Origin of the sequence: Glycomyces sp. YM15 (genome assembly GCF_016918015.1) — a bacterium.
Lineage (GTDB): Bacteria > Actinomycetota > Actinomycetes > Mycobacteriales > Micromonosporaceae > Glycomyces.
Genome location: NZ_JAERMK010000021.1, coordinates 73,158 through 97,251, shown reverse-complemented (window position 1 = coordinate 97,251; position 24,094 = coordinate 73,158). Strand labels below are relative to the sequence as shown.

General features: G+C 66.0%; 23 protein-coding genes. 6 read left to right on the top strand and 17 right to left on the bottom strand.

All coding sequences use genetic code 11. The features are described from left to right. Nucleotides 1–43 precede the first annotated feature (43 nt). Entirely contained in the window at nt 44–3,220 is a 3,177-nt protein-coding gene (locus JHY01_RS20910) for an error-prone DNA polymerase (protein WP_240193057.1), read from the top strand. A gap of 33 nt (nt 3,221–3,253) precedes the next feature. Here the strand turns inward: JHY01_RS20910 and JHY01_RS20905 are convergent, their stop codons facing one another. Next, nucleotides 3,254–4,396: a hypothetical protein gene (locus tag JHY01_RS20905; protein ID WP_205327634.1), complete on the bottom strand. Its 1,143-nt coding sequence runs from the start codon at nt 4,394–4,396 to the stop codon at nt 3,254–3,256. A 91-nt stretch (nt 4,397–4,487) separates the two neighbouring features. Continuing rightward, on the bottom strand, nt 4,488–5,030 hold the full coding sequence (locus tag JHY01_RS20900) for a peptide deformylase (RefSeq protein ID WP_205327633.1): 543 nt from the start codon (nt 5,028–5,030) through the stop codon (nt 4,488–4,490). Between the two features lie 335 nt (nt 5,031–5,365). On the opposite strand from JHY01_RS20900, the gene JHY01_RS20895 reads away from it, so the two are divergent. The 3 genes from JHY01_RS20895 (at nt 5,366) to JHY01_RS28190 (ending at nt 7,994) form a co-directional block, all read left to right on the top strand. Beyond that, nucleotides 5,366–6,490: a hypothetical protein gene (locus tag JHY01_RS20895; RefSeq protein WP_205327632.1), complete on the top strand. Its 1,125-nt coding sequence runs from the start codon at nt 5,366–5,368 to the stop codon at nt 6,488–6,490. 65 nt (nt 6,491–6,555) lie between these two features. Continuing rightward, complete coding sequence (locus JHY01_RS20890; protein WP_307814513.1) at nt 6,556–7,842, top strand: RNA-guided endonuclease TnpB family protein; 1,287 nt, start codon at nt 6,556–6,558, stop codon at nt 7,840–7,842. Further along, nucleotides 7,752–7,994, top strand: a complete 243-nt coding sequence (locus JHY01_RS28190) for a hypothetical protein (protein WP_374199560.1) — start codon at nt 7,752–7,754, stop codon at nt 7,992–7,994. Before JHY01_RS20890 ends, JHY01_RS28190 begins: the two co-directional genes overlap by 91 nt. Nucleotides 7,995–8,105: 111 nt before the next feature. Here the strand turns inward: JHY01_RS28190 and JHY01_RS20885 are convergent, their stop codons facing one another. The 3 genes from JHY01_RS20885 to JHY01_RS20875 all read right to left on the bottom strand — a co-directional run bounded on the left by JHY01_RS20885 (nt 8,106) and on the right by JHY01_RS20875 (nt 10,685). Beyond that, entirely contained in the window at nt 8,106–8,849 is a 744-nt protein-coding gene (locus tag JHY01_RS20885; RefSeq protein WP_205327630.1) for a hypothetical protein, read from the bottom strand. A gap of 85 nt (nt 8,850–8,934) precedes the next feature. Then, nucleotides 8,935–9,951, bottom strand: a complete 1,017-nt coding sequence (locus tag JHY01_RS20880; protein ID WP_205327629.1) for a 3'-5' exonuclease — start codon at nt 9,949–9,951, stop codon at nt 8,935–8,937. Further along, on the bottom strand, nt 9,948–10,685 hold the full coding sequence (locus JHY01_RS20875; RefSeq protein ID WP_205327628.1) for a hypothetical protein: 738 nt from the start codon (nt 10,683–10,685) through the stop codon (nt 9,948–9,950). Before JHY01_RS20875 ends, JHY01_RS20880 begins: the two co-directional genes overlap by 4 nt. 792 nt (nt 10,686–11,477) lie before the next feature. Here JHY01_RS20875 and JHY01_RS20870 point away from each other — a divergent pair. Together JHY01_RS20870 and JHY01_RS20865 are read left to right on the top strand one after the other, a co-directional pair. Beyond that, entirely contained in the window at nt 11,478–12,257 is a 780-nt protein-coding gene (locus tag JHY01_RS20870) for a YidC/Oxa1 family membrane protein insertase (RefSeq protein ID WP_205327627.1), read from the top strand. Nucleotides 12,258–12,479: 222 nt separating this feature from the next. After that, a complete protein-coding gene (locus JHY01_RS20865) occupies nt 12,480–13,739 on the top strand; it encodes a competence protein CoiA family protein (protein ID WP_205327626.1) in 1,260 nt (419 codons plus the stop codon). Nucleotides 13,740–13,758: 19 nt separating this feature from the next. Here the strand turns inward: JHY01_RS20865 and JHY01_RS20860 are convergent, their stop codons facing one another. The 12 genes from JHY01_RS20860 to JHY01_RS20810 form a co-directional block, all read right to left on the bottom strand. Beyond that, on the bottom strand, nt 13,759–14,367 hold the full coding sequence (locus tag JHY01_RS20860; RefSeq protein ID WP_205327625.1) for a hypothetical protein: 609 nt from the start codon (nt 14,365–14,367) through the stop codon (nt 13,759–13,761). 19 nt (nt 14,368–14,386) lie between these two features. Then, nucleotides 14,387–14,515, bottom strand: a complete 129-nt coding sequence (locus tag JHY01_RS27435; protein ID WP_275889856.1) for a hypothetical protein — start codon at nt 14,513–14,515, stop codon at nt 14,387–14,389. A gap of 100 nt (nt 14,516–14,615) precedes the next feature. Beyond that, complete coding sequence (locus JHY01_RS20855; protein WP_205327624.1) at nt 14,616–15,452, bottom strand: class I SAM-dependent methyltransferase; 837 nt, start codon at nt 15,450–15,452, stop codon at nt 14,616–14,618. Between the two features lie 131 nt (nt 15,453–15,583). After that, nucleotides 15,584–16,018, bottom strand: coding sequence for a hypothetical protein (locus JHY01_RS20850; RefSeq protein ID WP_205327623.1), 435 nt, complete (start codon nt 16,016–16,018; stop codon nt 15,584–15,586). Next, complete coding sequence (locus JHY01_RS20845; protein ID WP_205327622.1) at nt 16,008–18,014, bottom strand: hypothetical protein; 2,007 nt, start codon at nt 18,012–18,014, stop codon at nt 16,008–16,010. Before JHY01_RS20845 ends, JHY01_RS20850 begins: the two co-directional genes overlap by 11 nt. Nucleotides 18,015–18,178: 164 nt before the next feature. Continuing rightward, the gene (locus JHY01_RS20840; protein ID WP_205327621.1) at nt 18,179–19,891 is read right to left on the bottom strand and encodes a hypothetical protein; all 1,713 of its coding nucleotides are present in this window, start codon (nt 19,889–19,891) and stop codon (nt 18,179–18,181) included. Further along, nucleotides 19,891–21,315: a site-specific integrase gene (locus JHY01_RS20835; protein ID WP_205327620.1), complete on the bottom strand. Its 1,425-nt coding sequence runs from the start codon at nt 21,313–21,315 to the stop codon at nt 19,891–19,893. The genes JHY01_RS20840 and JHY01_RS20835 overlap by 1 nt, the downstream gene beginning before the upstream one ends. A 403-nt stretch (nt 21,316–21,718) precedes the next feature. After that, nucleotides 21,719–22,288, bottom strand: a complete 570-nt coding sequence (locus JHY01_RS20830) for a histidine phosphatase family protein (protein ID WP_205327619.1) — start codon at nt 22,286–22,288, stop codon at nt 21,719–21,721. Between the two features lie 115 nt (nt 22,289–22,403). Next, a complete protein-coding gene (locus JHY01_RS20825) occupies nt 22,404–22,841 on the bottom strand; it encodes a hypothetical protein (protein WP_205327618.1) in 438 nt (145 codons plus the stop codon). A 151-nt stretch (nt 22,842–22,992) separates the two neighbouring features. Then, nucleotides 22,993–23,298 (bottom strand): hypothetical protein, encoded by a 306-nt coding sequence (locus JHY01_RS20820; protein ID WP_205327617.1) that lies wholly within the window; start codon nt 23,296–23,298, stop codon nt 22,993–22,995. Nucleotides 23,299–23,406: 108 nt separating this feature from the next. Then, a complete protein-coding gene (locus JHY01_RS20815; protein WP_205327616.1) occupies nt 23,407–23,778 on the bottom strand; it encodes a hypothetical protein in 372 nt (123 codons plus the stop codon). Continuing rightward, entirely contained in the window at nt 23,775–23,972 is a 198-nt protein-coding gene (locus JHY01_RS20810) for a hypothetical protein (protein ID WP_205327615.1), read from the bottom strand. The genes JHY01_RS20815 and JHY01_RS20810 overlap by 4 nt, the downstream gene beginning before the upstream one ends. Between the last annotated feature and the right edge of the window lie 122 nt (nt 23,973–24,094).

The following is a 24,094-nucleotide window of genomic DNA, read 5'->3' as shown; positions in this document are numbered from 1 at the left end:
GACGACGCTCCCGGAACTCACCGCAGCTCTACGGCAGGCTGCCATGACGACGGTGCCGTACGCGGAACTCCACGCCCACTCCTTCTATTCGTTCGCCGACGGCGCGGACTCCCCCGCTGACCTTGCCCTCGAAGCGGCCCGCCTGGGGCTGTCTGCGCTCGCCGTCACCGACCACGACGGCCTCTACGCCGTCCCGGAACTCGCGGCCGCGGCCGCGGAGAACGGCTTGGCGACCGTGTTCGGCGCGGAACTGAACCTCGGCATGTCTGGGCCTCGCCGCGGACAGCCCGACCCTGCCGGGGAGCACCTGATCGTCCTCGCGCGCGGGCCCGCCGGGTACCGGCGGCTGTCGGCGGCGATCACTGAAGCAAAGCTCGCCGGCGGCGAGAAAGACCTCCCGGCGTATGACCCTGACGCGCTCGCTGACGACGCTCGAGCCGGGGAATGGCAGATCCTCACCGGCGGCCGCAAGGGCCCTCTCGGCCGGGCCCTGGACGCCGGCGGCTGGCATCAAGCTGACGCGCGCCTGGCCGACCTGGCCGACCGGTTCGGCGGCGACAATCTCGCGGTTGAGGTCGCTTTCCCGTCCCAGCCTGCTGACGCTGAACGCATGGATGTCCTCGCCGCGCTCGCGGCCCGCCACGGCCTGCCGCTCGTGGCCACGACCGGAGCGCACTACGCCCGCCCTGAGCGCGCCCCCGTCGCGGCCGCGCTCGCAGCCGTCCGCGCCAACCGGTCGCTTGAGGACATGGACCCCTACTTGCCCGCGTACGGTGCCGCGCACCTGCGGAACGGCCCGGAGATGCTGTCGAGGTTCCTTGACTATCCCGAAGCGGTCGCGAACGCCGCCCGGATCGGCGCCGACACCGCGTTCGACCTCCAGCTGCTCGCTCCGAAGCTGCCGCACTTCCCCGTGCCGGACTGGCACGATGACTACTCGTTCCTTGCGCAGCTCACGCTTGAAGGCGCCCGCAAACGGTACGGGCCGCTCGGCGCCGAACGCGTCCCCGGCGCGTACGCGCAACTCGACCGCGAACTGGCCGTCATCCGCGACCTCGGCTTCTGCGGCTACTTCCTCATCGTCACCGACCTCGTGCAATTCTGCCGCGACCGGAACATCTACTGCCAAGGCCGCGGGTCGGCCGCCAACTCCGCGGTCTGCTACGCCCTCGGCATCACCAACGTAGACCCCGTCAGCTTCGGGCTCCTGTTCGAACGGTTCCTCGCGCCCGAACGCGACGGCCCGCCCGACATCGACGTCGACATCGAGTCCGGCCGCCGCGAAGAAGTCATCCAGTACGTGTACGAACGGTACGGGCGCCGCCGCGCCGCCTTGGTGGCCAACACGATCACGTACCGGCCGCGCAGTGCGGTGCGCGACGCCGCGAAAGCGCTCGGGCACCCACCGGACCAGGCCGTCACCTGGTCGAAGCGCCTCTCCCATTACCGGAAAGTCGATGCGAGCGAAGCGACCGCGATCCCCGCCGACGTCCAAGCGCTCGCCGAAGCGCTCACTGGCCTGCCGCAGCACCTCGGGATCCACCCCGGCGGCATGGTCCTCACCGAGCAGCCCGTCTCCGAGATCGTCCCCATTGAACCCGCCCGTATGAAAGGCCGCACCGTCCTCCAGTGGGACAAAGAGGGCGCGGCGTTCGCCGGCCTCGTGAAGTTCGACCTCCTCGGCCTGGGCATGCTCGAAGCGCTCCACCACATGGTCGACGGCATCGCCGAACACCACGGCGACCAGGTGGACCTTGCGATGCTCCCCCCGGACGACGCAGCGGTCTACGACCTGCTGTGCGCGGCCGACACTGTCGGTGTGTTCCAAGTGGAGTCCCGCGCGCAAATGTCGACCCTGCCGCGACTGCGCCCGCGCAACTTCGCCGACATCGTCATGGAAGTGGCCTTGATCCGGCCCGGCCCGATCCAAGGCGGCGCCGTCCACCCGATCCTGCGCCGCCGACACGGCGAGCCGTGGGAACACCTCGTCCACCCCCTCATCAGGCCCGTCCTCGCGAAAACCTACGGCGTCCCGCTCTACCAAGAGCAGTTGATGCAGATGGCGATGCGACTCGCGGACTTCTCCGGCGGTGAAGCCGACCAGCTGCGCCGCGCCATGGGCGCGAAACGCTCCACCGAACGAATGGAAGCCCTCCGGGCCCGCTTCTACGACGGCATGGCCGCCAACGACATCACCGGCGACGAAGCCGACCGATACTGGGACCAGATCAAAGCGTTCGCCGACTTCGGCTTCCCCGAATCGCACTCCGCGTCGTTCGCCCACATCGTGTACGCGTCCGCGTGGATGAAAGTGCACTACCCGGCCGCGTTCTACATGGGTCTGCTCAACTCCCAACCCATGGGGTTCTACTCGCCCGCGAGCCTGATCGCCGACGCGCAGCGGCACGGCATCACCGCTTACCCGCCCGAAGTGAACGCCAGCGCCGCCGACACGATCCTCACGACCACCGACCGCGGTGCGGTCGAGCCCGTGCGCGGGTCTGCGGACCTGCGCCTCGGCCTCGACATGGTCCACGGGCTCGCCGCGGCCGCCACAGTGCGGATAGCCGACGCCCGCACCGAAAACGGCCCGTTCACTGACCTTCCCGACCTCACCCGCCGCGCCGACCTCAACCGCGGCGACCTCAAACACCTCGCGACCGCTGGCGCGCTCGCCTCCATCACCACCGACCGACGCGCCGCCCTGTGGTCCGCCGGCCTCCCGCTCGAACGGCCCGGCATGATCGCCGGAACCAACCCAGCCGCCCCGCCGCCCGCACTCCCGGGCATGTCGGCCGCCGACCTCGCCCGCGCCGACTACGCCGGCTACGGCCTCTCCGTCAACACGCACCCGATCAGCCTCGCCCGCGCCGCGCTCAACACCGACCATGTCACCCTCATCAGCGACCTCCGTACCGCCGAAGCCGGTGCGCGCGTGAGCATCGCCGGGATCATCACCCACCGGCAGCGGCCCCCAACCGCGCGCGGCGTCACGTTCCTCAGCCTTGAAGACGAAACGGGGATCGCGAACGTCATCTGCTCGGCCGGACTGTGGCAGCGCTGGCGGGACACGGCCACGCTCGCGAAAGCACTCGTCATCCGCGGCACGGTCGAGTTTGCTGTAGACGCCGCACCCGGCGCCATGCCGAACCTGATCGCGGACAAGCTCACGCTGCTCGACATCGGCGCGGTAGCCGTAGGGTCGCGCGACTACCGGTGAGGGCGCGAGATCAGTGAGGATTCCTCGACGACATCACGCCGACGCGGATTGGTCATCTTCGAAGTCGGAAGCTTCCGCGCGCAATCCGGCCATGACCGCAGCGTTGTACTGGCTGTCGGTCGGATGCAGCCGCTTCACTCGTGCAACAACTTCCTCGTCGGTCAAGTGGTCGAGCCATGCCACGATCTGGGCGCAGGTTGGTGCACTCGGCATCTGCCCGATCAGGTGGACGAGTTCCTCCCGAGCCCACGCCGCATTCGTGCGGTTGCTGTGGCGTTCCGCGGCCGACGTGGTCGACCCCGCGGCTATTGCCTGACGCTCGTTTTCGTGCCCGACAGCGATCTCGTAATGCGTCGGCAGTGCGGGCGAGGGCGGGTCGGTGCTCGTGATCAGGCGTGGTACCGCCTGGGTTCGGACCCAATGGAAGATCTCGTCGAGTTCGTGCATCAGCACCGGCCACCGATCGGTGTCCGGCCGATTGATACCGATTGTCGGGAACAAGCTGACGGGGATTTGCACGCCGATCGGAGTCTCAGCAAGGACATCACCGACGCGCATTGGAGTCTCCGGCCGCGGTGGAAGATCCTTGAGGGATCGGGGCCGCTGATCGTCCCGGTACATGGCAGCCAAGCGGACCGCGGTGACCGCAGGCATCCGATGCTTCGCGTGATTCGTGTGAAGCGTCAAGCGGGCCAACGGGTGCTCGTGCGGGTCGTGTGGGCGATGGTACGGTTGCAACCCGCCGATGCGCCGCAGCAGGGCCCCGCCGGTCCGCAGCGAAGGCGGACCGTTACGTCGTCGCTGCTTCTTCCATTCCTCGAAGTGCTCCCACGTCGTTGACGCGGGCATCTCGATGAGTCGTGCCGCCTTCTTGTCCAGTGGCGAACCGTCCAAGAACTCAACCTCGGCAAACAGTACATGTTCGAGCGCAGCTCGCAGCGCCACCAGTGCATCGGCCACGAGCAGTGGCACCTTCCGTGGGATCGGCGCTACTCGTTCCACGACCGTCTTGCTGAACGCGCCCGTTGGCACCTCGGCCAATCGCAGCACATCTGGCTGCAGCTGGTACTCGAAAAGCAGGTCACCGACTTGTCCGATCAAGTCGTCCGCGTGCGACAGTGTCGCAGCAACTCCGAGTTGGTGTTCAGGAAGCCAAGAATGCGAGCCGTCCGTCATCCTCACAATGTACGGGGCCGCAGGTGCTTCGCACGCCTCTCGACCAGTCGGCTCGTCCGTTAACGGCGCCGCAAAAGCGACCGGCCCACAGCTATTCGGCGTACTTCCAGGCGGCACCGGTGCCGCGGTACTCCTCGACCGGAGTCGGCTCCTGCCCCTCCGGCAGATGGTCTTTGCACAGCACGCCATAGAGGTGGTCGACCTCGTGGAGTACAAGCCGAGCCTGGCCGTCTTTGAAATCCGTGACGTGCATCGCCCCTTCGAAGTCGGCGTGTTCAACCCGGACCGACAGCGGCCGGGGGATGCGGCTGCGGGTGTCAAAGAAGCTCAGGCACCCTTCGAATTGCAGGTCCGTCTCGGCGCTTGAGCTGACCACGACCGGGTTCAGCAGGACCAGCGGCGCCGCTGTTCCTGGCGGGTAGACCACGGCCGCAGCGGCATCCACGCCGATCTGCGAAGCGGCGAGGCCGCGGCCTTTGCCGGTGAAGTCGTGGACGCGGGCGATACGCGCGGCGGTAGCCTCCAGGTCGGCGGCGACCTGCCTGGCCCTGTCGGCTTCACGCGGGAGGTCAAAGCGTCGCGCCACCTGACGGAGGATCACCGCGGGGTCTTGGACGATGCCCAGGTCGGCCATGACCTGACTTGGGGTCTGCATCAGCTCATCGTAAGAGCAGCGCTATCCCCCAGGGGTGGCCTGTCGGGTAGACGACAGCGGGCATTCCCTGGCGTGCGTAAGGAATAGCACCACACTCGATGAAGGTTTGAGCCTGCGGTTGATCGCACCTCGAGAAGGGCTCGCACTTGTTCCGACGCCGTACCACTCCCGAACCGACCACCGTCGACCCCCGCACCTGGCCCGCGCTGATCGAACCCGCGCCGTACGAAGGCGCCTACGACCTCGGCGGCGCGACAGCGCAAGTCTGGTCGCGTTCTGAAGGTCGCGTCGCCATCGTCCACCCCGGGCGGTCCATGTCCGAATGGCGCACCTGGCGCGAGGAACTGGGCGACGTTGAAGCCGTCGTCTACAGCAGTGGCGGCATCTGGGCGTCCACGCCCGAACTGCGACTGTGGACAGACCACTTCCCCGACCACAACGAACCCCTCATCCGGTGGGAAGAAATCACCCACGTGCTCGGCTTCGCGCCGCCGCTGTTCCCAGCGAACCTGCGAACATTCGACATCATCAAGCGGTGGCAGCCCGATCAGGGGCCCGTGAGCGCGCTCGCGCGTGACATCGACGTCGCTCCAGTCCTCATCGCAGCCGCCACGTGCGAGCCGGACACGCCAGCGCACCGCGCGTTGACGCAATTCGCTGCAGAAGCGCTCTGGAGGGACTACAAGTACGCACAGAGCGACATCGCCGAGCTGATCGACGCCTGCAAGCACCACGACCTGGCCTGGGGCGCCAATCCATATCCGGTCCCTGAACCCGGCGAACTCGACGAGACCACGACTCGCGCAGGATGGCTCGACGTGCTCGAGCGCAACGACGACACGGCCGCGGCCGCGCTACAGACTATGCGGTCCTGGACGAGCGGAGACGGCACAATGCCGTACGCAGCATTCACGAGCGTCGACCCTCGTCAAAACCAGTGGGCTGCCGAGTGGTTCGCACGCCTCGAACCGTCATCGTGGAAAGCCGCGCATGTCCTGTTCGAAGAGTGGCCGATCCAGCAGTACCTTGTCGATCCGGCGTCCGGTGCGGTCGCTGCTGAAGACTCCCGCAAGATCATTCGCACCCTCGTCCCCGCTGCGATCCCGACGATGGCTTCGCTGGACTCGGTGATTCTGTCCGGTGGCGACACCGGCGTGTGGATCCGCGACACGGACGGGCAACTGTGGATCGCGCCTGAGCTCGCTGGCGACGGCGTCGCATGGGGCTACGGCGGTGGCGGCCCGTTCACGCTCGCGGTCACCCTCGGCCGCCTCCTCGACGACATGGCGTCGCGGCCGCAACTCCACGGCAAGCCGAACCCGGGTCTGCACGAGCTATGTCAGTTCCCGTGGCCGGACGGCACAGTCCTGTCCCGACGCGACCTGGAAGCGGCGCGTGACAACGGGTTTACGCCGCCGTTCGATCCTGAGACCGCCTAACCAGGCCGCGCGGGCCAGGGTCATTAGACGCTGGCCCGCGAGCACCGCACTGATCCTCCGTTCGGGTGAACGCGGAGGATCGGGGAAGCCGGACCCTTCCACCACCGCCGCTGTCGTTAACGAAGCGGCACAGGGCGTTCCAGCAATTTCGCCTGCGCGCGAGGCTGTCGAAATCGTCTGTCTCAGGCAACTCGAGGACGGTGGCGAGCGATATCGTTCTCCCTGTGCACCTTCGGTACCGGTACCGGATTTACCCGACCAGGCCCCAACGTCAGACGTTGGCGCGCCTGTTTGGGTGTGTTCGCACCGTGTACAACGACGCAGTCGCAGCCAGGACCACCGCATTCGCTGCAGGTCTCCCGTACCCGACCACAGCGGAGCTCGACAAGCTCCTCATCACAAAGGCGAAGCGAACACCGGAACGGGCTTGGCTGGCTGACGTCGCCACCGTGCCGCTTCAGCAAGCGCTGCGAGACTGCCACGACGCATATCGGAACTTCTTCGAGTCAATGAAAGGGAAGCGGGCTGGCAAGCGCGTTGGCCCACCCAAATTCAAGCGACGATCGGGTACGCAGACTGCCAGGTTCACGAGAGCGTCGTTCAATACGCGAAAGGGCACGTTGTACGTCGCTCGAGTCGGTCACCTGGAGGTCGCCTGGTCTCGCGAACTGCCAGCTCCACCGAGTTCAGTGACGGTCATCAGAACACGCACGGGGAAGTACTTCGCGAGCTTCGTGGTCAACATCGACGAATCGACTGACCTTCTCGAGCCACTGACAGACGTGGACGCGGAAACAGGCATTGACCTCGGACTGAAAGACTTCGCGGTGCTCCGCGGCGGTCGCGCGATCGAGTCACCGAAGTTCTTCCGGCAGATGGAACGGAAGCTGAAAAAAGCGCAGCGAGCGCTGTCACGCAAGGAGAAAGGAAGCGCGAACCGGGCGAAGGCCCGACTCAAAGTGGCGAAGATTCACGAGCAAGTCAAGAACCGTCGGGATGACTGGCTGGACAAACAGGTCCTCATGCTGGTGCGCGAAAACCAAGCGCTCTACGTTGAAGATCTCGCAGTCGGTGGTCTCGACCGGGGCCGGGTGGCCAAATCCATGCACGATGCCGCGTTCGGCATGTTCCTGACCCGACTCGAAGCGAAAGCCGCACGCACCGGGCGAACGTTCGTGAAGGTGGATCGCTTCTTCCCTTCGACCCAGATGTGCTCCAACTGCGGTGTGCTCGCAGGCCCGAAAGGGTTCGAAGGGCTCAGATCCGCAAGTGGGAGTGCGGGTGCGGGGCCGTTCACGACCGCGACCAGAACGCGGAAATCAACATTCGCCGCGAGGGACAACGGCTCCTGAGCTCACAGCATGAGGTCGCCGCCGGGCAGGCGGAGACGAAAAACGCCTCCGGACAGGACGTCAGACCAGGGAAACCTGGCAGACCTGGAAAGTCCCGCAAGGGGAAGAACGAGGAACCCGACCGTACCCGTGCCGCTTCAGCTGCACGGTAGCCGGAAACCTTCTCTGTTTGGAGAAGTGAGGATGCCAAGCCTATGCATTAGGATCCGACGCGAGATCATCCGTGGGTCCGGGCTCGGCTTCGCTGAGCTTCGTCGCCCAACCTACGATGCTGGCGGGCGGGGTTCGACGTTGGCGAAGTAGTCGAACCAGCTCACGGGGCGGAGGTCCCCGATGGCCATGGCGCGGTTCGTTGGATGCGCCGGGTCAGCGAACGCCTCGGTCTCGTCGTCGTACAGGAACAAGATGTCGGTGTCCTGAAGCAGCACAGTCATGAAGACTTCGAAGTCATAGTCACCGGGGGCTCGCGGCAGCTGCTCGTGTTCGGGCCAGACTTCCTCGAGCCCGTCCTCGGAGAGGCTCTTCGCGTAGTCGATCGCGAGGTGCATGGCGATTTCCTCAGCGTTGTTCCTTGGCTTCGGCCACCTGCCGTACGCAACGTCGTCAGCGAGGAAGCGGACACTCTCGACGAACCGCTGCCGCCAGGCTCCGTTCATGCCCCATGTCAGCTTCGGCAGTTGGTCGAAAAACCTCCAGAGTTCGTCGGTGTCCTCCCGAATCGGCCGGTCGCCGTGCTGTGCGAGGTCAGCCGCCGCGTAGTCGGCGATGACAGCCAGGCCGATGTCGATCAGGTGCGCCATGCGGGGCGTGAAGTCGACCGGGCAGTCGGTACATGCGCATGCCGAGCAACCCTCCAGCCCTCGCATGCACTGTTCCGGGCATTCCGCGTCGATCCAGCATTCGTGCGGCGTCAACGGAAACAGAAGCGCGTACCGGAACATGTCCGGATCCAGCACGCCTTCGATCCAGGTCGAGTCAGGTCCGGCGGAACCGTATGCGTCCGTCATGGCGTGAGTATCGCAAAGCCCTGTCGCCGCGGCGACCCGCAACGCCGCTCATTCACGCAGTCAGGCAGCGGAGTACGTAACGCGGTCATGCAGACCGGGTGTCAGCATCGCGTTTGACGTCGGCCGCCATTTCGCGAATCCGCTCGATCACGGCCAAGCAGTCACCTTGGGCGTCGTGGCCGCCACCGAGCGGCACCCACGAGTAGTTCTTCCAGTAGTCGTGCCAGTTGCCTACCCACGCGGATCGGTGCATCATCGCGCATTCAGCATCAATGCCTCGCAACTCGGCCCACAGCGTTTCCCTGGTCTGGTCGGCGGCCGAGGCCCGGCGGGCTTCTCGGGCGAGCACGCCAAGGTCGAAATCGGCGTTGTAGATGACCACCCGGCGGCCGCGGAGCACTGCCGCGAGCTCTCCAGCGACAGCAGCGAAGCTCGGGCAGTCAGCCACATCGGCGTCGCTGATGCCGTGGATCTGCCTGGCGCCTTCGCTGATCGGCTCACCCGGGTTGAGCCGCCGGTCGAACAGGACGGTGCCGCTGGCGACCTCGACGACGGCGATTTCGACGGCGAATCCGTCGAGACTCGTGGTCTCCGTGTCGAGGACGACCGCCGTTGGGTCGGCGAGGACGGTGGCCGCCCACGCGGCGGCTTCAGCGCGGTCGGCGGCGAGCATGGCCTGATGCTCTCGCGCTTCGCGGTCCATCACCTTCGGAACGCAGTCGGGGCAGCATGTCGCGGTGTCGGTCTCGCATATCTGGTACGAGTCGACGAGCTTCCCACATTCGGTGCACGTCTCGCAGAACCGTTGCTCGTACAGCCGCTGCCGGCCCGCGGCGAGCGCAGCCTGCTGCCGCTCGGTCAGCGCGCGGACAGGCCGGGCGCCCGCGGGGTCGAACAGGTCGGCGTAGACGTTGTACGAGTTCTTCAAGAGCCCGACGGGTTTGAGGCCTGCGGTCGAGAGGCCTTTGGCGCGCAACTGCCGCCGGGTGCACCAAGTCTTCGGAACTGGGGGTCCGTACCGGGTGTGGAAGACCGGGAGGCCGTCATCGGTCGTCTGCCAGCTCTCGACGGTCACGCTGGTCTCGGTGTCGCTGCCGATCATGCTTCCTCGATTCCTTCATTGCAGTAGCAGGCGTCGCAGACTTTGCAGGTGCTGCAGCCGTGGCAGAACCGGGCCATGGGGTGCCCGCAGGCCACGTTGCCGAAGTCGCCGTAGCCGCCTGACCGGCGTCTGGAGTGTTCACGGCCGAGCTGGTACACCTCACGGACCGCTTCCTGGTCGAGTCCTTCCACTTGCACATCAACGACCCGCAGGTCGTACGAGTCACGCGTTGCGGCGGTGTGGCCGACGCATCCTGATTCGGACGGGTGCGGGCGAAGGTCCCCGGGGTACCAGATGACAAGCCGAACGCGCGCGGTTCCGGTGCAGCGCCGCTCCGAGCCGAGCCCGAGCAGGCACGTCCCGGACGCGACCGCGTTGGCTTGCCGCGTGACTGCCCAGAATCGGGCCACCTGCCGTTGGAACCGATTCGCGGCTCGGTCCAAGAACCGATGTGCGTACGAGAGATGCTTGCCGCCTCCGCTCATGCGCTCGGCCGTCGCTAGGACGTCGCCGGCGTCGAGGTGGGCCAGGGCCTCGCGGGCGAGTTCGCGGCCGCGTTCGAAGTGCTCTGCGAATCGGGCGGGGCGGTCCGGGAGTCTGCCGAAGTCCGCCCGGTCCAGATCGGTGAAAGCGGCGAGGTCGTCGATGAAGGCACGGAGGGCTGCGGCGATGTCGGCTGGGGTGGGGTCGGCGAGGGTGTGCGCGAGCGCTGCGTGGGCACGGCGGGCTTCCATGTACGGGAGGCCATGGCGGGCTTGGAATGCCTTCACTGTGCGGTCTGTGGCACGAGTGGTGTTCGACATCGGGTTCCTGTTCTCGACCGTTCCACGCCCGGCCGCGACATCGAATCGGCAATACAGCGGCCTTACTCTGTTGGCGCTGCGTCAGTGACGGCTTGGCCTCGACGCAGGTCCGGCGTGGACGGCCCCTGCTAGGGCACGGGCCTGCGCAAAGGCCCATGTCGGTAATCGTAAACGAGGGGACCGACATCCCCTACGGGTCGGGAGGTACGGGTTCACGGAGGCAGCGTGCACCGTTCGGGGGACGCGCGAGTCGGTCGATTGTGCAATGATGCGACGTGCGGCCTCGGTGACCTCGCAACACCAGTGCGCAATCAGGAATCCTTACTCCTGAGTCCCGCACGTCGCCCCCGCTCCCCGGAAGTCCGCTGCAACCCCTCAACGCACCAACTCCTGTACAGGTGCACCGCCCTCAAGCGAGACAGGCCGCTCAATGTGCGGATCAACATGTGAACCACCCGCCCCCACTGCGCCCGGCAAGTCCGAACTGGGCGAAGCCCGTTCACGCGCGGCATCGACAGCTCGATCGATCGGTTGCGCGACGTCATGCAATCGTGGGGCCCGTTCTTTGATGCGATGAAGACGTTTTTCGGATGGATCGTCGCGCCGTTTGCTCTACTTGTATGGATTACCACTCCTGTGGCGTTGGTGCTTGCCTACGGCCTTGAGGGAACGTTTACAGCAATATCACTTATCCCCACGCCCCCATGCACTTCCATGGTGCTCTTGGCCGCCATCGTGCTACTGATACTCCTTCGCCTGTTGATGCTCCCGATGCAGTTGCGCGGCGCCCGGAGCCGCGCCAAGGTGAACCGGTTCAATCCGACCATAAAGGCACTCCAGGAACGATATAAGGACGATCGAGAAACCTTGCAGAAGGAGATGATGGAACTCTACCGGCGAGAGCGCCTCAGTCCGCTCACCGGCTGCCTGGTCGTCATCGTCATGGTGGCATTCGCCGCAGGCGCTTGGCGCATGCTGAAGGGCCTCGCCGTGAAAGGCGAGAGCGGCATGTTCGATCCTGATTTCTTGCACGAAGGATCAAACCTGCGAGACTATCTCACCGGAGTTGATGGTATTGACTCATGGGGCATGAACCTTCTGGTCTCCGTCGGCGAGGTCGGATTCTGCCAGGCGCTTCTTCCATACGCGATTACGCACATGGTGGCACTGATACTCGCGCTCATCCAGACGAGATTCTCGATCAAAGCCGCTAAGCAGCTTCCGTACGCGAAAGGCGTCTACGGGACACTGATGTGCTTTGGGATCGTGACGCTGCTGCTCCTTCCCATGTTCTTCGTCATTCTCAAACTCGTCGACAGTACGCAATCGTGGATGCAAACCGCTTACATCAACCGTAAGGTAGTGGATGATCTTCGCCGCCTTCGCGACGACCAGGATATACAAAGGAACATCGGGGAGAATGTCGCCGATGAGATGCTGGGACGGGCCGACCGCAAGCCGCGCCCGATGCCCATCGACGGCGACGACCTCACTTCGCGGTAGTCGAACGCGGCAACGGCTTGATTGCATGCCATGCCGGGTGCGCCGCGGGAACCTCGTTTCGGCATGGGCCAGCGCATGGCGATGTAGCGTGTGGGCGGCGTCCCATGCCGCCCACACGCTATGACGCCGCTTCGTGGAGGATGTGACCAGGCCAGCCATATGCGACAGTGAACGTATGCCTCTCCTTCCGAGTTCGGCGGCTCGCAGCCCCATAGCGGCCCGATGTGCCAGGTTGATGCGGTGCCGGAACACGCGATGGCGTTGACAGCCCTGCACGCCGACCTCGGGGTCCTGGACGTGACCGAGTTCGTCGCTGGCAGCCCCGCCGAATGGTGGCAAGTCGTGCACCGGACGGAAGCACCGTTGACGTGCCGGTCCTGCCGCGCCCCAGTCGACGCGGTGCATGCACCGTCGAACCGGTACCGGCAGTTCTTCTTCCGGCATCGGGCAGCGTCCGGCTGCTGGCTCTCGGCGGGGGAGAGTGAGGAGCATTTCCAGCTGAAACGTCACTTGGCGGTGTTGACTCGGACCGTTCCAGGCTGGTCGGCCGAAGTTGAAGCGTCCGGGGAAAACTGGCGCGCAGACGTGCTCGCGACCGGTCCGGGCGGGCGCCGTCTCGCGTGGGAAGTGCAGTTGGCGAACAGCGCCATCAAAGACATCCAGGAACGCTCAGACCGGTACGCGGCGGCAGGGGTCGAAGTCGTGTGGGTGACATTGCGACGCACCGGCTGGTTCGGGCATGTTCCGGCGCTGCTGCTGGATCCCGGCGAGAACGGGAACTGGACGGTGGTCGACGGGGCACGGGCCCTCATCCGCAAGCCGCTCGGCGAATTGCATGCGGTCAGGCCAGGCCGGTTCGAGCCGCCGCCGAAAGTCGAAGGGGACCAGGTGGCGCAGCAGCGGCCCGCGTGGACGTGGAGGCGTCTGCTCGCGGCCGGTACGGTCCCCGACCGGCTCGGGCCGCTCACCGTTCCCGCATGGCTGTGGAAAGGCCGCCGCCGCGGCAACGTCCTTTGGCGGGCGGCGCACCCGGTCGCGCTCGATCACGTCATCTGGTCCGTGCTCGCTGGAACGGTCATTCCCGTTGCCCTGGATGAACCGTGTGTCGACATTGCGAAAGCACCTTTGAAACCGGTCGAGGTCGCTTGGGTGCTCCGCAAGGACGCCGAACGCGCGATTCCTCTGGTGGCGTTCGCGAAAGGGTGGACGATCGTGCCCCGCGACGAGCCCCACGATCAGTGCACGAAATGTGGGAAGTCGACGCTGTGGCTGTACGGCGGGCCGGGCTGGTGGGTGCCCGCGTGCATGGGCTGCCAGGAGGACTTGTACGAGCTCATGTACCAGATCGCCATGGCGGTCGAGTTCGACGAGCGCTTCCCCGCTGGAGAGCATCGGTTGCGGCTCGACGCGCCCGCTTCCAAACTGGTCCAGCCGTGGCGCGTGCGCCGGCGTGCTCCCGCACCGACGCAACTCGTGTGGTGAGGGCCCTACCTGCGCAGGGCTACAAGCACATGCGCATCCAGTCCTTGGCCCACAGTTGGGCGTCGAGGTCGGCGCGGATGGTGTTGAACAGGGGCTCTGCGTCGATGACGCAGGCGTAGCGGACACCGATGGCGGCACCTACAGTACGAACGGGGCCGAGCATGTTGTGGAAGTGTGCTTTCGCCAGCCGGTCGTCGTCTCCGAGGACGATCGCTACGGCAACCCATTCATGCTCGGACCATTCCGGCCATGGCTTGCCCTGCTTGTTGCACCCGAGGGCGACCATGGCCCGCTCGACGGTCTCGGTGGCGAACACACGCTCGAACCCCGTAAGGGGGACGATCGCTCGTGGCTTGCCACCTGGGTACAGGGCCCGGCCGAGTGCGTACTTTTGTGAGTTCGCGGCAACGAACGCTTCAACTTTGTCCTGGTCGATCGGGTCCGGGAGGGCTTCCCACTGGTCACCACCGAGTTTGAGCCGGAACTGTTCGGCAGCTCGAGCAACTTGACCGGTCTTCTGATGCTGATATTCGGTCCCGTGCGTCGTGTGGAGGACGCGGGAGGTGAAGTCGATGAGTGCGAGGAGTTCGCCGGCGAGACGTTCTTCGGAGTCGTTCAGGTCTGACATGGCGGCCTTCCATGAGGGTTCAGATTCCAGAGCGGTCGTACAGGCGGACGGCCATCGCTCGGGCGAGACGGCCGAGGTCTTCGCCGGGGTACACGGCGGCGAGCACGTCGAGCAGTTCGGCAACGACGACGCCTTCGGCTTGGTTCAACTTGGGCCCGGCGGGCGCTTCGCCATGACTCGCTCGGTCGAGCTTCTTGTTGAGGTACGCACGTTATCCCGGCATGAGACATGTCCGGTGACGTCGCGGCTCAAGATTCAATGGGGCGCGAGAGTACGTAGATGCGATCGCTGAGCTTGCCGATGAGCCGGTAGACATGCCAAAGGCAGTCACCGAGCGCGATCTGATAGTTGTCGTCGCCGAACCGCTGGATGTAGCGGTCTGGGTCGCTCAGGAGCCGGGCAGCGTGGAGCAGATTCCTGCTGCCTTTGCCCGAATGTTCCTCGCCGTATTGGCCCCATTCAGTTCCGAGAACGTGGCACTCATCGATCTGCAGTCCGGCAGCGTGCATCGCGGCTTCTGCGAAGTTCGGCCGCATGTTCTGCTCGACGCATCCCATCGTCGGCAGCAGCCAAGCTGCCTCGCGCGGCTCGATCCTGTCCGTGCAGAACATCTGGTAGACCAACGCCCGGCCTCCAGGGACCAGTGCCCGGCGAAACTCGGCGAATGCGGTAGGAAGGGCGTCGACGTGGACCAACACGTCGCGACACCAGATCAAGCTCATCGAGTCGTCAGCGATCGGAAGCGACTCGGCTCTCCCGAGGTCGAAGGACACCGCGTCTTCCAGTTCTGGTTGAGCCTGAGCGCGGTCGGCAAGGTCCTTCCGGGCAATGTCGATGTGACGTTGAACCGGGTCGATGCCACGAATCCGCCAGCCAAAGCGTTGCGCCAGTTCAAGAGTGTGCCGGCCTTCGCCGCATCCGACATCGAGAGCGTCCGAGCCCGGTTCGAGCCCGAGCCGCGCCGCAACCTCATAGAGCATGCTGGGACCTCGAGGGCTGAGGCTCTGATCCAGGAGTTCCTTGTATTCCTCTTCAACCTGCGCGAATGCTTCGTAACTGCGCGCCAGGAAATCTTCGTCCGCCATGCTCACTCCATTGCGGCCCAGGTCTGGACAGGTGCAGCGCTTAGAGCTGCGCAGGGCCTCGTCGGACGCTAGCGATCACGTCGGTGGCAGCGCAACTTGTTTGCTGCTGGCGCAGATGCTTGCTTGATCCACTAAGGATGAATTCCGGTGACCGCTCGGAGGCGAGGCGCGGGAACGTCGGCCGGGGGCCTGCGGAGGGCCAGGATCTCCTCGTGTTGAGCGGCGATCTGGGAGAGAGCAGTCTCTCGGAAGGCTTGCAGCTCAACGACTTCGCTGCTCCTCTGGCTGAGACGTCTGCGGAGTCTGGCGACCTCCTGCTTGAGTCGTTCGATCTGCTCAGCGCGCGGATCAGGCTGACTGCCTCGGGCGCGGTGCCGCTCCAGCTGCTCCTCGAAGTCGGATCGGACGTGCGGGTAGGTGCGGTAGAAGGTCGCCCGCGGGACGCCGGCGAGCGAGCAGAGGCTGGTGACGTCGCATTTCATGCCCTCGGGGATGTCCCCGGCGAGCAGTTGGGCCATGACCTCCCGAAGCCGCTGCTCGGTCTGGACTTGTCGCTCACTGCCCATCGGGATCGTCCTGTTCGCTTGCGGCCGTGTCGATTTCGTTGACGATTCGTATCGACCGGTCGAACGATGCCTGCGCCCGGTCCCGTTCGTGCTTCGACAGGCGCGGGTTCCCGAGGAACACGACTCGGGTCTGCTCGGCGTGGTCGGCCCAGACCTCGCGGTGGCGCGGATGGTGTGTTGCCTGTGAGCAGCGGGCCGAATCGCAAAGGCCCAGCAGGGGTTCGGTCGCTTCGGTGTTGCCGGCCAGAGTCAGGCAGAGGGCCTTGCGCGGATCAGTGAACCAGCAGTAGTTGCCGACGCCGACGTGGAGGTTCTTGGCTTTGGCCTTGAGCAACCGTTCGACGCGGCGGTCGTCGATGACGGTGACCGGCCCCGGTTCCTGCCGGTCGAGGGCGTGGTCAACGGCTTGGAACGTCGCGATCAGGTCGCGGGCCCCCTTCCCGGTGGGCAGGATGCCCTGCCGGTATTGGTCGTAGGCCTCGACGGTCAGGCGAGTGTGCTCGGCCTCCTCGACGGCCGAGACCTCGGCGAGGAACGCCGCCTGGTGCCCGCCCGGCCGGGCGGCGTAGCCCTCGGTGGTGGCGACGCTGATGTGTTTGAGCTGGACTTTTGCGGCCATGAGGCCGTGCGGGCGTTGCGCGATCATGAGCGCCAGGGTGCGACGAAGCGCCTGCGGGTGGACTGGCCCGTCGGGGATCGGTTCGAGCCCAAGGCGGCGACCCGAAGGGCCGTTGATCCATTGGCGCATACGGGTGTAGCGGACGTGCGCGGTGTTGGAGCTCTTGGCGAACAGCAGCTCGCCGGGCGCCAACCCGGTGATCTGCTGAGCCATCTCCAACGCCCGATAAACGTCTTCGATGACGACCCAGGCGTCCTCGACGCCGCCGAAGGCCTCGCCCTTGTGACGTCTCGAGACGACGCGGTAGCGGGTCCCGCCGGGCCGTTCTTCGCGTTGATGGGCGCCGGCGGTCAACTCGTGGAGTTCAGAGGGCCGCATGCCGGAAAGGGCCGCGGTGACGAAGAAGGCCGCTGAGAGGACGATGTAGCCCATGTGCTGCAACGCGATGCGGTCCATCGGCAATGTCCAGGGGACCGCCTCGCCGGTGTCAGCGCGAGCGACCTGCGCCGCGCCGCGGCCCCAGGGTGGCTCGATGCCGCATTCAGCGATCCATCGCTCTAGTTCGGGCCTGAACTGCTCCAGGTCAGGTCGGTGTTTCATGGTCCCGCCGGTGTCAACGACGGCGGGGTGCCAAGACAGATGGAACAGCGGGTCGCTTGGATCCCATCCGTGGTGGGCCCGGTGGGCGAAGCCGCTCGGGCTGATGCGCGGCGCGGGGACGCCCTGGAGACGCAGTCGCTCGATGGTCTCGCGCAAGCCCTCGCGGTCGTTGGGCTTGACCACGAAACCAAACGTTGCCTCGCCGCGGTCGACGGCTCGGACGGCTCGCGTTTCGGCCGCCAGGTGCGGGCCGACAACCTCCAACAGGTAGCGAGTGCCGGCCAGCAGCGGCCGCAGCAGTTCGTCAGGAACCGGTGGAACCAAGTTCGCGGTGGGCTTCGAGTACCCGGTGACCTCGGGGGCGCTGCGGTTGCCCCATGGGCGGAAGCCGGGCCGATAGGTGTCGCTGAGGATCTCTGAGTAGAGCGTGAGGTTCTGTGTGGACCTGACGTAACCGGTCAACGTCGAGAGCGAAACGGACCTGCCCGGATCAGTCTTCGTCCGTGAGACCTCCTGCAGAAAGGTGTCGCAATGGGTCTGGGAGACCTGGTAAAGGGTGGTGACGCCCTCACTGGTCAAGTAGGCGAACCAGGCCGTCAGGGGCCGCAGGAGGTGGTAGGCGCTCGTCGGATCGAGCGGCGTCCGGAAGGCCCGCGGCAAGACCGCGACGGCCGGATGCAGCGGCGCGAGCCGGGACATGAAGTACTCGCGGGCGACCAGGCGCCATCGTGGATTGGCAATGGTGGAGAAGTCGAGGATCTTCTGGCGTCGGGACATGACGACAGGAGCATCGGCAAGACCGACAAAATCCCAAACATCCTGGTCAAATCGCGGTCGCGGTCCGCCCGGTCGAACCGCAAGGCCGGCGGCGGCGAGGACATCCAAACCTCGGAACGGGTGGCCGTCTGCAACACCAGCGTTGACGGCATGAGCGGCATCGGTCATCGCGGCATCTCCTCCAAGTGCAGCGGCAGCGCGGCAGTCTCGGCGGCCGCCGCGATCGCGGCGGATCCGAACCGCGGAAGCACGTCTTCGTCCAACCGCGCCGCGTAGGGGCCGAACACCGCCATGAACTGCGCGGTCGTCATCTGCATCGCCTGGCGGGAGAAGAAGTCCTTGAGCCGCAACAGGTTCGGCAGGTGCCGCGGCGCGAACGCCGCGAGCGGGCAGAGCAGACAAACCCATGGCCGCGCCGGGCAGGGCGTTCCCGCCGGAGCATGCGGGCTGTTCAGCGGTGAGGCGCAGGCGGCGACGAACACGTCCTGCTCGCCGGCCAGCAGCGCTTTGACGGCGTCGATGTCGAGTCCGGCCGCTTCGACCAGGCGCGGGAACTCCCCCGCGAAGCGTGCGGCGTCCTCGCCGGTCATGACGACCGGCGGTTCGGCCTTGCGCAGCAGGTCGGCCTGAGCCTGCTCGATGACGCCTTCAATGGCGTCCATCTGGGCCGGAGTGTGAAAGCTCAGGTAGTGGTCGCCTTCGACTTGGGGCGTGTGGTTGGGGTCGATCGTGGTGCGTCCGGTCCAGTTCGACCGGTCGCGGCGGTGCTGGTAGGTCGCCCGGATGCGACCGCCGTGAATCGGCAGCGGATCGCCCTGGTCACTGGTCAGTCCGGCCTCGAGCGGCCATTCGCGGCGCATCTGTTGTTTTCGTGGAGCAGCGTTGATCCAGGAGCGGGTGATGCCGGGCAGGAGGTGGATCCAGAACTGGTCGGCGAGGTCCCCCGCGCGGCCCCGTAGCAGCTCGGATCGCTTGAGCCACTGGTCAAGGAGCCTGAGTGCATTGCGTGGCAGGTTCATCGACTCTGCGCTGGTGCGGCCCTTGGCGTAGGACAGCAGGGCCGTGTGCTCGCCGGTGCGATGCAAGTCGACGGTGGTGAGCTTGTCGATGCCGTCGGGGACGATCCCGGAGCGCATCGCGAACAGAACATTGTAGGCGAACGCGGCCCGCCGGTCACCGAAGAGCGCCCGGTGCAGCTCGCGAAGCTCGCGGTGAAGCGGGCCGTAGCGTCGGCCTCGTCCATCGAACTTCAGCCCTGCGGATTCGAGCAGCTTCGCGGTCGGAGCGGGTCCCTTATGGATCGCCAGCCAGGCAAGATTGTCGGTGCTGATGCCGTGCAGGGCAGGGTCACTGCCTCGTTCAGCCGATTGCAGCGCTTGCCGTTGCGCGAGCTGGTCGGCGTTGATCGTCTCCGTGCAGGCGGCGGCGAGGCGCTGCCACTCAGCATCGCTGTAGGGCTCGTTCGGCGTGCTCTTCACAATCTTGTTGATGCGACGCCCGTCCAGGTGCGCGCGAATACCCGGGTGTAGTGAGCCGCCTTCCCTGTTGAACGCGTCGAACACGACGCGGATCGTCCGCTCGCGGTGGTAGGTGCAAGCGAGCCAGTACTGAACGACCCGCGCTGGGGTCAAGTCGCCGAAACCGCCGGTGAACCCGTCAGCGTGCAGGTCACGGGCCATGCGCCGCATCATCGCGACGTACTTGGAAGCGACCGACCAGGTTCGGATCGGGCCGTGCGGGTGCGTCGCGGCCGCCAGTCCGGCAGCCAGATCGGCGGCGAACTGCTGGTCAGGGAGGTCATGGAGCTTCCGCTCGTAGATCACTCCGCCGGGCAAGGTGAACACGACGCTCAACGGCTCACGGATCTCGGCGGGCATCAGTCCTCGCCTTCGAACTCGGCCAACGCCGCGGCAGCCGCCGGCTCGTCGACGGCGTGCTCGGCAGCTTCGCGGTAGATCCGCTGCGTATCCAGCAGGTGCAGGTAGGCCTGGGTGGTGGCGACGCTGGCGTGGCCGAGCAGGTCCCGCAGGACCAGCAGCGGATCGGCTTTCGTCAGGTAGAGCGCCAGGGCGTCGTCGCCGCCGGTATCGTGCTCGAGCTGCGCCGCCTGCCGGTAGTAGCCGCGGACCAGCCGCTCCAAGGTCCTCATAGCGAACGTGTGCCTCGTGATGTGCGGGTGGACGTGCGGAAACGCGGGCTCGAAGCGGTCCCTGATGCGGGCCGCCGTCCGCTTCAGGACGGTCGCCCAGTCGACGAACGGCTCCCCGCCGGCCTGGACCGCCAGCAGGACGCTGCCGCCGCCGGGCTCGACCAGACGGGCCCGCTCGTCGACGGTCAGCTCTCGCCAACGGCGCCGGATCCCGTTGACCCGGGCGCCTTCGTAGTCGGGGTCCTCGACTTGCAGCGGATCGCGAGGGCGCCAGCGGGACTGCTCGACCGCGACTGACCGCTCCATGGTGATGTAGTCCCAGACCGCGGCAAGGTCATCATGTTCAATCCAGGTCGCTCTTCCCCTGCCGCCCTTGGCTGTCGGTGGGGCCAGGATCAACGGCTGCGGGACGCCGGTGCGGCGGCGAGGCATCGGCGGGACCTCATGGACGGTCAAGAACGTGAACTCCTGAAGGCGCAGGCCGCTCGACAACGCCAAGCCGACGACCGCCGCGTTGCGCCCGGTCTCCCTGCCCCGGAAGCGCGTGTCGCGGTCGCCGGACGGGTCGTAGCCGGCGAGGGCGTGCCGGAGCAGGTCTTCGTAGGACTGCTCCAGGTATCGCCGGGTGGCGTGGGCGTTGCCGCCGCGGACCGCGGCGAGGTTGCGGGCGATCTCGACCCGGGTGCCGTCAGGGCGCAACAGCGTCTGCTGAGCGAAGCTGAACGGGACGGCCGGAGCGTAGTCCTCCTCGACCGCCCAGCGGTAGAAGACCGCGAGGACCGTCACGGCCTGGTTCCAGCTTGCGGACCCCCAACGTGCCGTGAGCGGTCCGGACAGGCGGTGCTCGGCGTAGCAGGACAGGGCGTCTCGAAGCTCCCGGCGGTCGGCGAAGGGATGGATGCCGAGGATGTTCAGGAACTCGACCCAGGCCTTGAGCACCCGGGCGTATGCCTTCCAGGACTTCGGTGCGGGTGCGCCGCTGATCGGCAGCTCCCGAAGCCACCGGTTCATCGCGACTGTCGCGCGCGGGACCCCGTCGTCCTCGAACTTGAGGTCGTCGTCGATGAGCACCGGCATCTTCTCGCCGATCAGCGGCTGCCTGCCCACGTCCCAGTCCTCCCAGCCCGCTCGGGAGAAAAAGTGCAGGATCATCACACGACCCTAAGGTGAACTGGGTTCTTAACCGGCCACCAACACCCACGACCGTGAGGTCATTTCAACCTGCCGGGCCGCTCAACCTTTCTCTGATCGGCCGGTGCTATCTGGTCTAGTGTGCAGTCGCTGACTCGCTGTGCGGCCAGGGCTTCTTCAAGTTCATTAAGGGTTCGGTTGGTATCTGATGCCCAAGATCCGCAGGGCGCGTTCGGGTTCAGCGCCGATTGCCCGGGTGGTCTTGGCGATGTTGGCGAGGTTTCTGAAGACGGCCATGGCTCGGGGCGCGCTATGAACTGGTTTCTTTCCTCGCGGAGTCCTGAGGGCCCAGGGGACCGGAGCTGGCGGTGCCGTTGATTGATCAGCGCTAATCTTCTACTGGTGGCGTAGACGAGGATGCGACTCACCCGGCTGCTTCCAACGGTGTGCTCGGAGCGCGGTGCAGACGGGCACGGGTGAATCGCCCGTCCTCGAAGTCGAGCCGTATGCCATCCAGATGGCTGAATGGCGCACCCCACGACGCGTGATCCGCGTCGGGCAAGCAGCTCACCAGGGTGGGTTCGATGGAACCACCGTGCGAGACCACGAGCGCGGCGCTGCCGTCCGGGACCGATCGCACCACCTCGATCCAGTTCTTGCGGTGCTCCTCTGCCACAGCGGCGAGTGCGCCGCCCCGCGCGATCAACTCCGCGTAGCGGACGAACGGCCGGGGCCAACCCCATTGGTCGTGGTGCTCGACCTCGCCTGGGACGTAACCGGACGGCAGCTCGACCGTGTCATCGACCGCCCATCCCATGGCGACCGCCGTCTCGATCGCGCGCGGCGACGAGCTGGTCACCACCCGAGCGAAAGGCCCCGACCCCGCGCCGACAGCGCGCGCGAGCGCGACCCCCTGTCCCGACAGATGCGAACCGCGGCCACGAGCCGCCCCTTTTTTCGTCGGCGCATGCCGCCGAACCTCCAGCCACCGCATCCCACGACTGTACCGATGTGGCTGCGCAGCACAAGCCAAGCCGATGCCCAATGAAGGGATGGGCGACGAGCTTGAAACCAATTCTGTGCGCCCCAACCAGTCTCAACCAGGCTTTCTACACGTCCACGGAACTTGAAACCGCCCTGCTGTGCGGCACGACTACGACCTGTACCTCGTCCTCGTAGATCACGCGACCAGGATCGGCGGAACGAACGGTTTCGCACTCGACATCGTGGGCGGTCAGGATCTCCAGGTAGCCGGGCACGCGCTCGAGGAGGTGCGTGGCCGAGGGTTTGAACCAGGCAGCAGCGCCTGCGTGGACCTCATGGTCGTAGACGGTCGGGTCCACCGTCGAGGGGTCGGGGTATGCCGCGTTGTACCAGTCGTTGTTGCTGCGGCGGAACGACTCCTGCTCGTCAGTCAGTTTCCCCTGCTTCGCGAGCGTGTTGATCAACCCGAACACTCCAGTGAAGTACCCGCGCTGATTCCGGTGCGCGGACTGAAACCGCACGTAGTAGACCGGGCCCACGCTGCTCCTTTCGACGATCTCCATCGAAGAATCTTCTCACCACAGGCCCTGAGATTGAAACAGCTTCAGTGGGACATCGAGACACCCTCAAACCGCAGAACTAAGGCCGCGTAGTCGTCGCGCAGGATCGGCTGCTGGTCGGTGTCAGTGATACCCGGGGTGGTGTTGTCAGCGCTCATCGCAATCCGCCGTTGTCAAGCTGCTCGCGGACGAAACGGGCCATGTCAGCGCGGAGTTCTTCCATGCTGTGCGGTGGCATGTCGATGACGACTGGCTTGTGTGCGTCGGAGCTCAGGATGCGGAGCTCCATTCCGTGCGCTCGCAGGAACGGCTCGATCTGCTCGCTGGGGATGGTCATGGAGCGGCCAACGCCATTTCGATAGTCATCGAACGCTTTGCGGCGCAGCATCGCTTGGGTCTTTCCGACCCCACCTTGGCGGATCGGCGGGAGGTCATCCAGCGAAAGTTCACGTTCGGTCATAGCTGGCTCGTTTCTCCTTCTCTTGTTCACTGGGGCTCAGGGTTTCACTGTCGCATTCAACGCATGGCAGGCGCCTAGCGCCCCGTGACGCGGACACTGCGTCTTGCGTCAGCAGTTGGAGTACTGGCGGGGCTGGCCTTCCCAGGCGAAGTCGAAGCGTTCAGCGTCCACTTGGGCGCGAATCGCGGCGAAGAACGCTCTCATGTCATCGTCGGTGCCCAGCGGGTGCAGCAAGCTATCCGACACGAACCGGGCGGCGTCAGGAAGCGTGCGAAACCTCATGTCTTCGTCATGCAGGAGTACCTCGCGACTCATTAGCACGATGGCGACAGCGACGGCCTCGCGCCTCGACCACGCCGGCCAGGCACGGTCGGCGGATTCGCAGGCGTGGGCGTAGAGGGCACGCTTGACGGTCTCGGTAGCGAACGTGCCGTTCGGGCCGTCAAAGACGGCAGCGGCGTTGACGTGCGGTGAAGTCATGTGCCCGCGGAGAATCGCAGGACGGGCGCGGCGCTTGGTTCGGCGTTAGCTCGGGCCTCAGCGTCGGCGGCGGCGCGCGCGACAGCCTGGTCGGTGGGAGGCGGGGCGAGGAACAGCGGGGCGTCGACCGTGTTCGTGTCGGCGTCACGGTGGCGGTTGTTCGTGGTGGTCGTACGGGGTTGCGCTGCGGTCATACGTCCTCTTTCGTTCCGGGACAGTGTTGGTGGTGCAACGTCCAGTATTCCCTGCGGGTCTGACGCTCGGGAGACGTCCGGTCGTGTCTCACCTGAACGGGCACGTCGCTGGGCATAAAACA

Excerpts from the sequence above, each read along its gene's own strand:
- JHY01_RS20905 (WP_205327634.1), bottom strand. The coding sequence starts at position 4,396 with ATGACGGACGGCTCGCATTCTTGGCTTCCTGAACACCAACTCGGAGTT.
- JHY01_RS20835 (WP_205327620.1), bottom strand. The coding sequence starts at position 21,315 with ATGATCCTGCACTTTTTCTCCCGAGCGGGCTGGGAGGACTGGGACGTG.
- JHY01_RS20860 (WP_205327625.1), bottom strand. The coding sequence starts at position 14,367 with ATGTCAGACCTGAACGACTCCGAAGAACGTCTCGCCGGCGAACTCCTC.
- JHY01_RS20875 (WP_205327628.1), bottom strand. The coding sequence starts at position 10,685 with ATGGAAGCCCGCCGTGCCCACGCAGCGCTCGCGCACACCCTCGCCGAC.
- JHY01_RS20855 (WP_205327624.1), bottom strand. The coding sequence starts at position 15,452 with ATGGCGGACGAAGATTTCCTGGCGCGCAGTTACGAAGCATTCGCGCAG.
- JHY01_RS20895 (WP_205327632.1), top strand. The coding sequence starts at position 5,366 with ATGTCCGAATGGCGCACCTGGCGCGAGGAACTGGGCGACGTTGAAGCC.
- JHY01_RS20840 (WP_205327621.1), bottom strand. The coding sequence starts at position 19,891 with ATGCCCGCCGAGATCCGTGAGCCGTTGAGCGTCGTGTTCACCTTGCCC.
- JHY01_RS20820 (WP_205327617.1), bottom strand. The coding sequence starts at position 23,298 with ATGACCGAACGTGAACTTTCGCTGGATGACCTCCCGCCGATCCGCCAA.
- JHY01_RS20900 (WP_205327633.1), bottom strand. The coding sequence starts at position 5,030 with ATGGCCGACCTGGGCATCGTCCAAGACCCCGCGGTGATCCTCCGTCAG.
- JHY01_RS20850 (WP_205327623.1), bottom strand. The coding sequence starts at position 16,018 with ATGGGCAGTGAGCGACAAGTCCAGACCGAGCAGCGGCTTCGGGAGGTC.
- JHY01_RS20845 (WP_205327622.1), bottom strand. The coding sequence starts at position 18,014 with ATGTCCCGACGCCAGAAGATCCTCGACTTCTCCACCATTGCCAATCCA.
- JHY01_RS20825 (WP_205327618.1), bottom strand. The coding sequence starts at position 22,841 with ATGGAGATCGTCGAAAGGAGCAGCGTGGGCCCGGTCTACTACGTGCGG.
- JHY01_RS20830 (WP_205327619.1), bottom strand. The coding sequence starts at position 22,288 with ATGCGGTGGCTGGAGGTTCGGCGGCATGCGCCGACGAAAAAAGGGGCG.
- JHY01_RS20815 (WP_205327616.1), bottom strand. The coding sequence starts at position 23,778 with ATGACTTCACCGCACGTCAACGCCGCTGCCGTCTTTGACGGCCCGAAC.
- JHY01_RS20910 (WP_240193057.1), top strand. The coding sequence starts at position 44 with ATGACGACGGTGCCGTACGCGGAACTCCACGCCCACTCCTTCTATTCG.
- JHY01_RS20865 (WP_205327626.1), top strand. The coding sequence starts at position 12,480 with ATGTGCCAGGTTGATGCGGTGCCGGAACACGCGATGGCGTTGACAGCC.
- JHY01_RS20810 (WP_205327615.1), bottom strand. The coding sequence starts at position 23,972 with ATGACCGCAGCGCAACCCCGTACGACCACCACGAACAACCGCCACCGT.
- JHY01_RS20880 (WP_205327629.1), bottom strand. The coding sequence starts at position 9,951 with ATGATCGGCAGCGACACCGAGACCAGCGTGACCGTCGAGAGCTGGCAG.
- JHY01_RS20885 (WP_205327630.1), bottom strand. The coding sequence starts at position 8,849 with ATGACGGACGCATACGGTTCCGCCGGACCTGACTCGACCTGGATCGAA.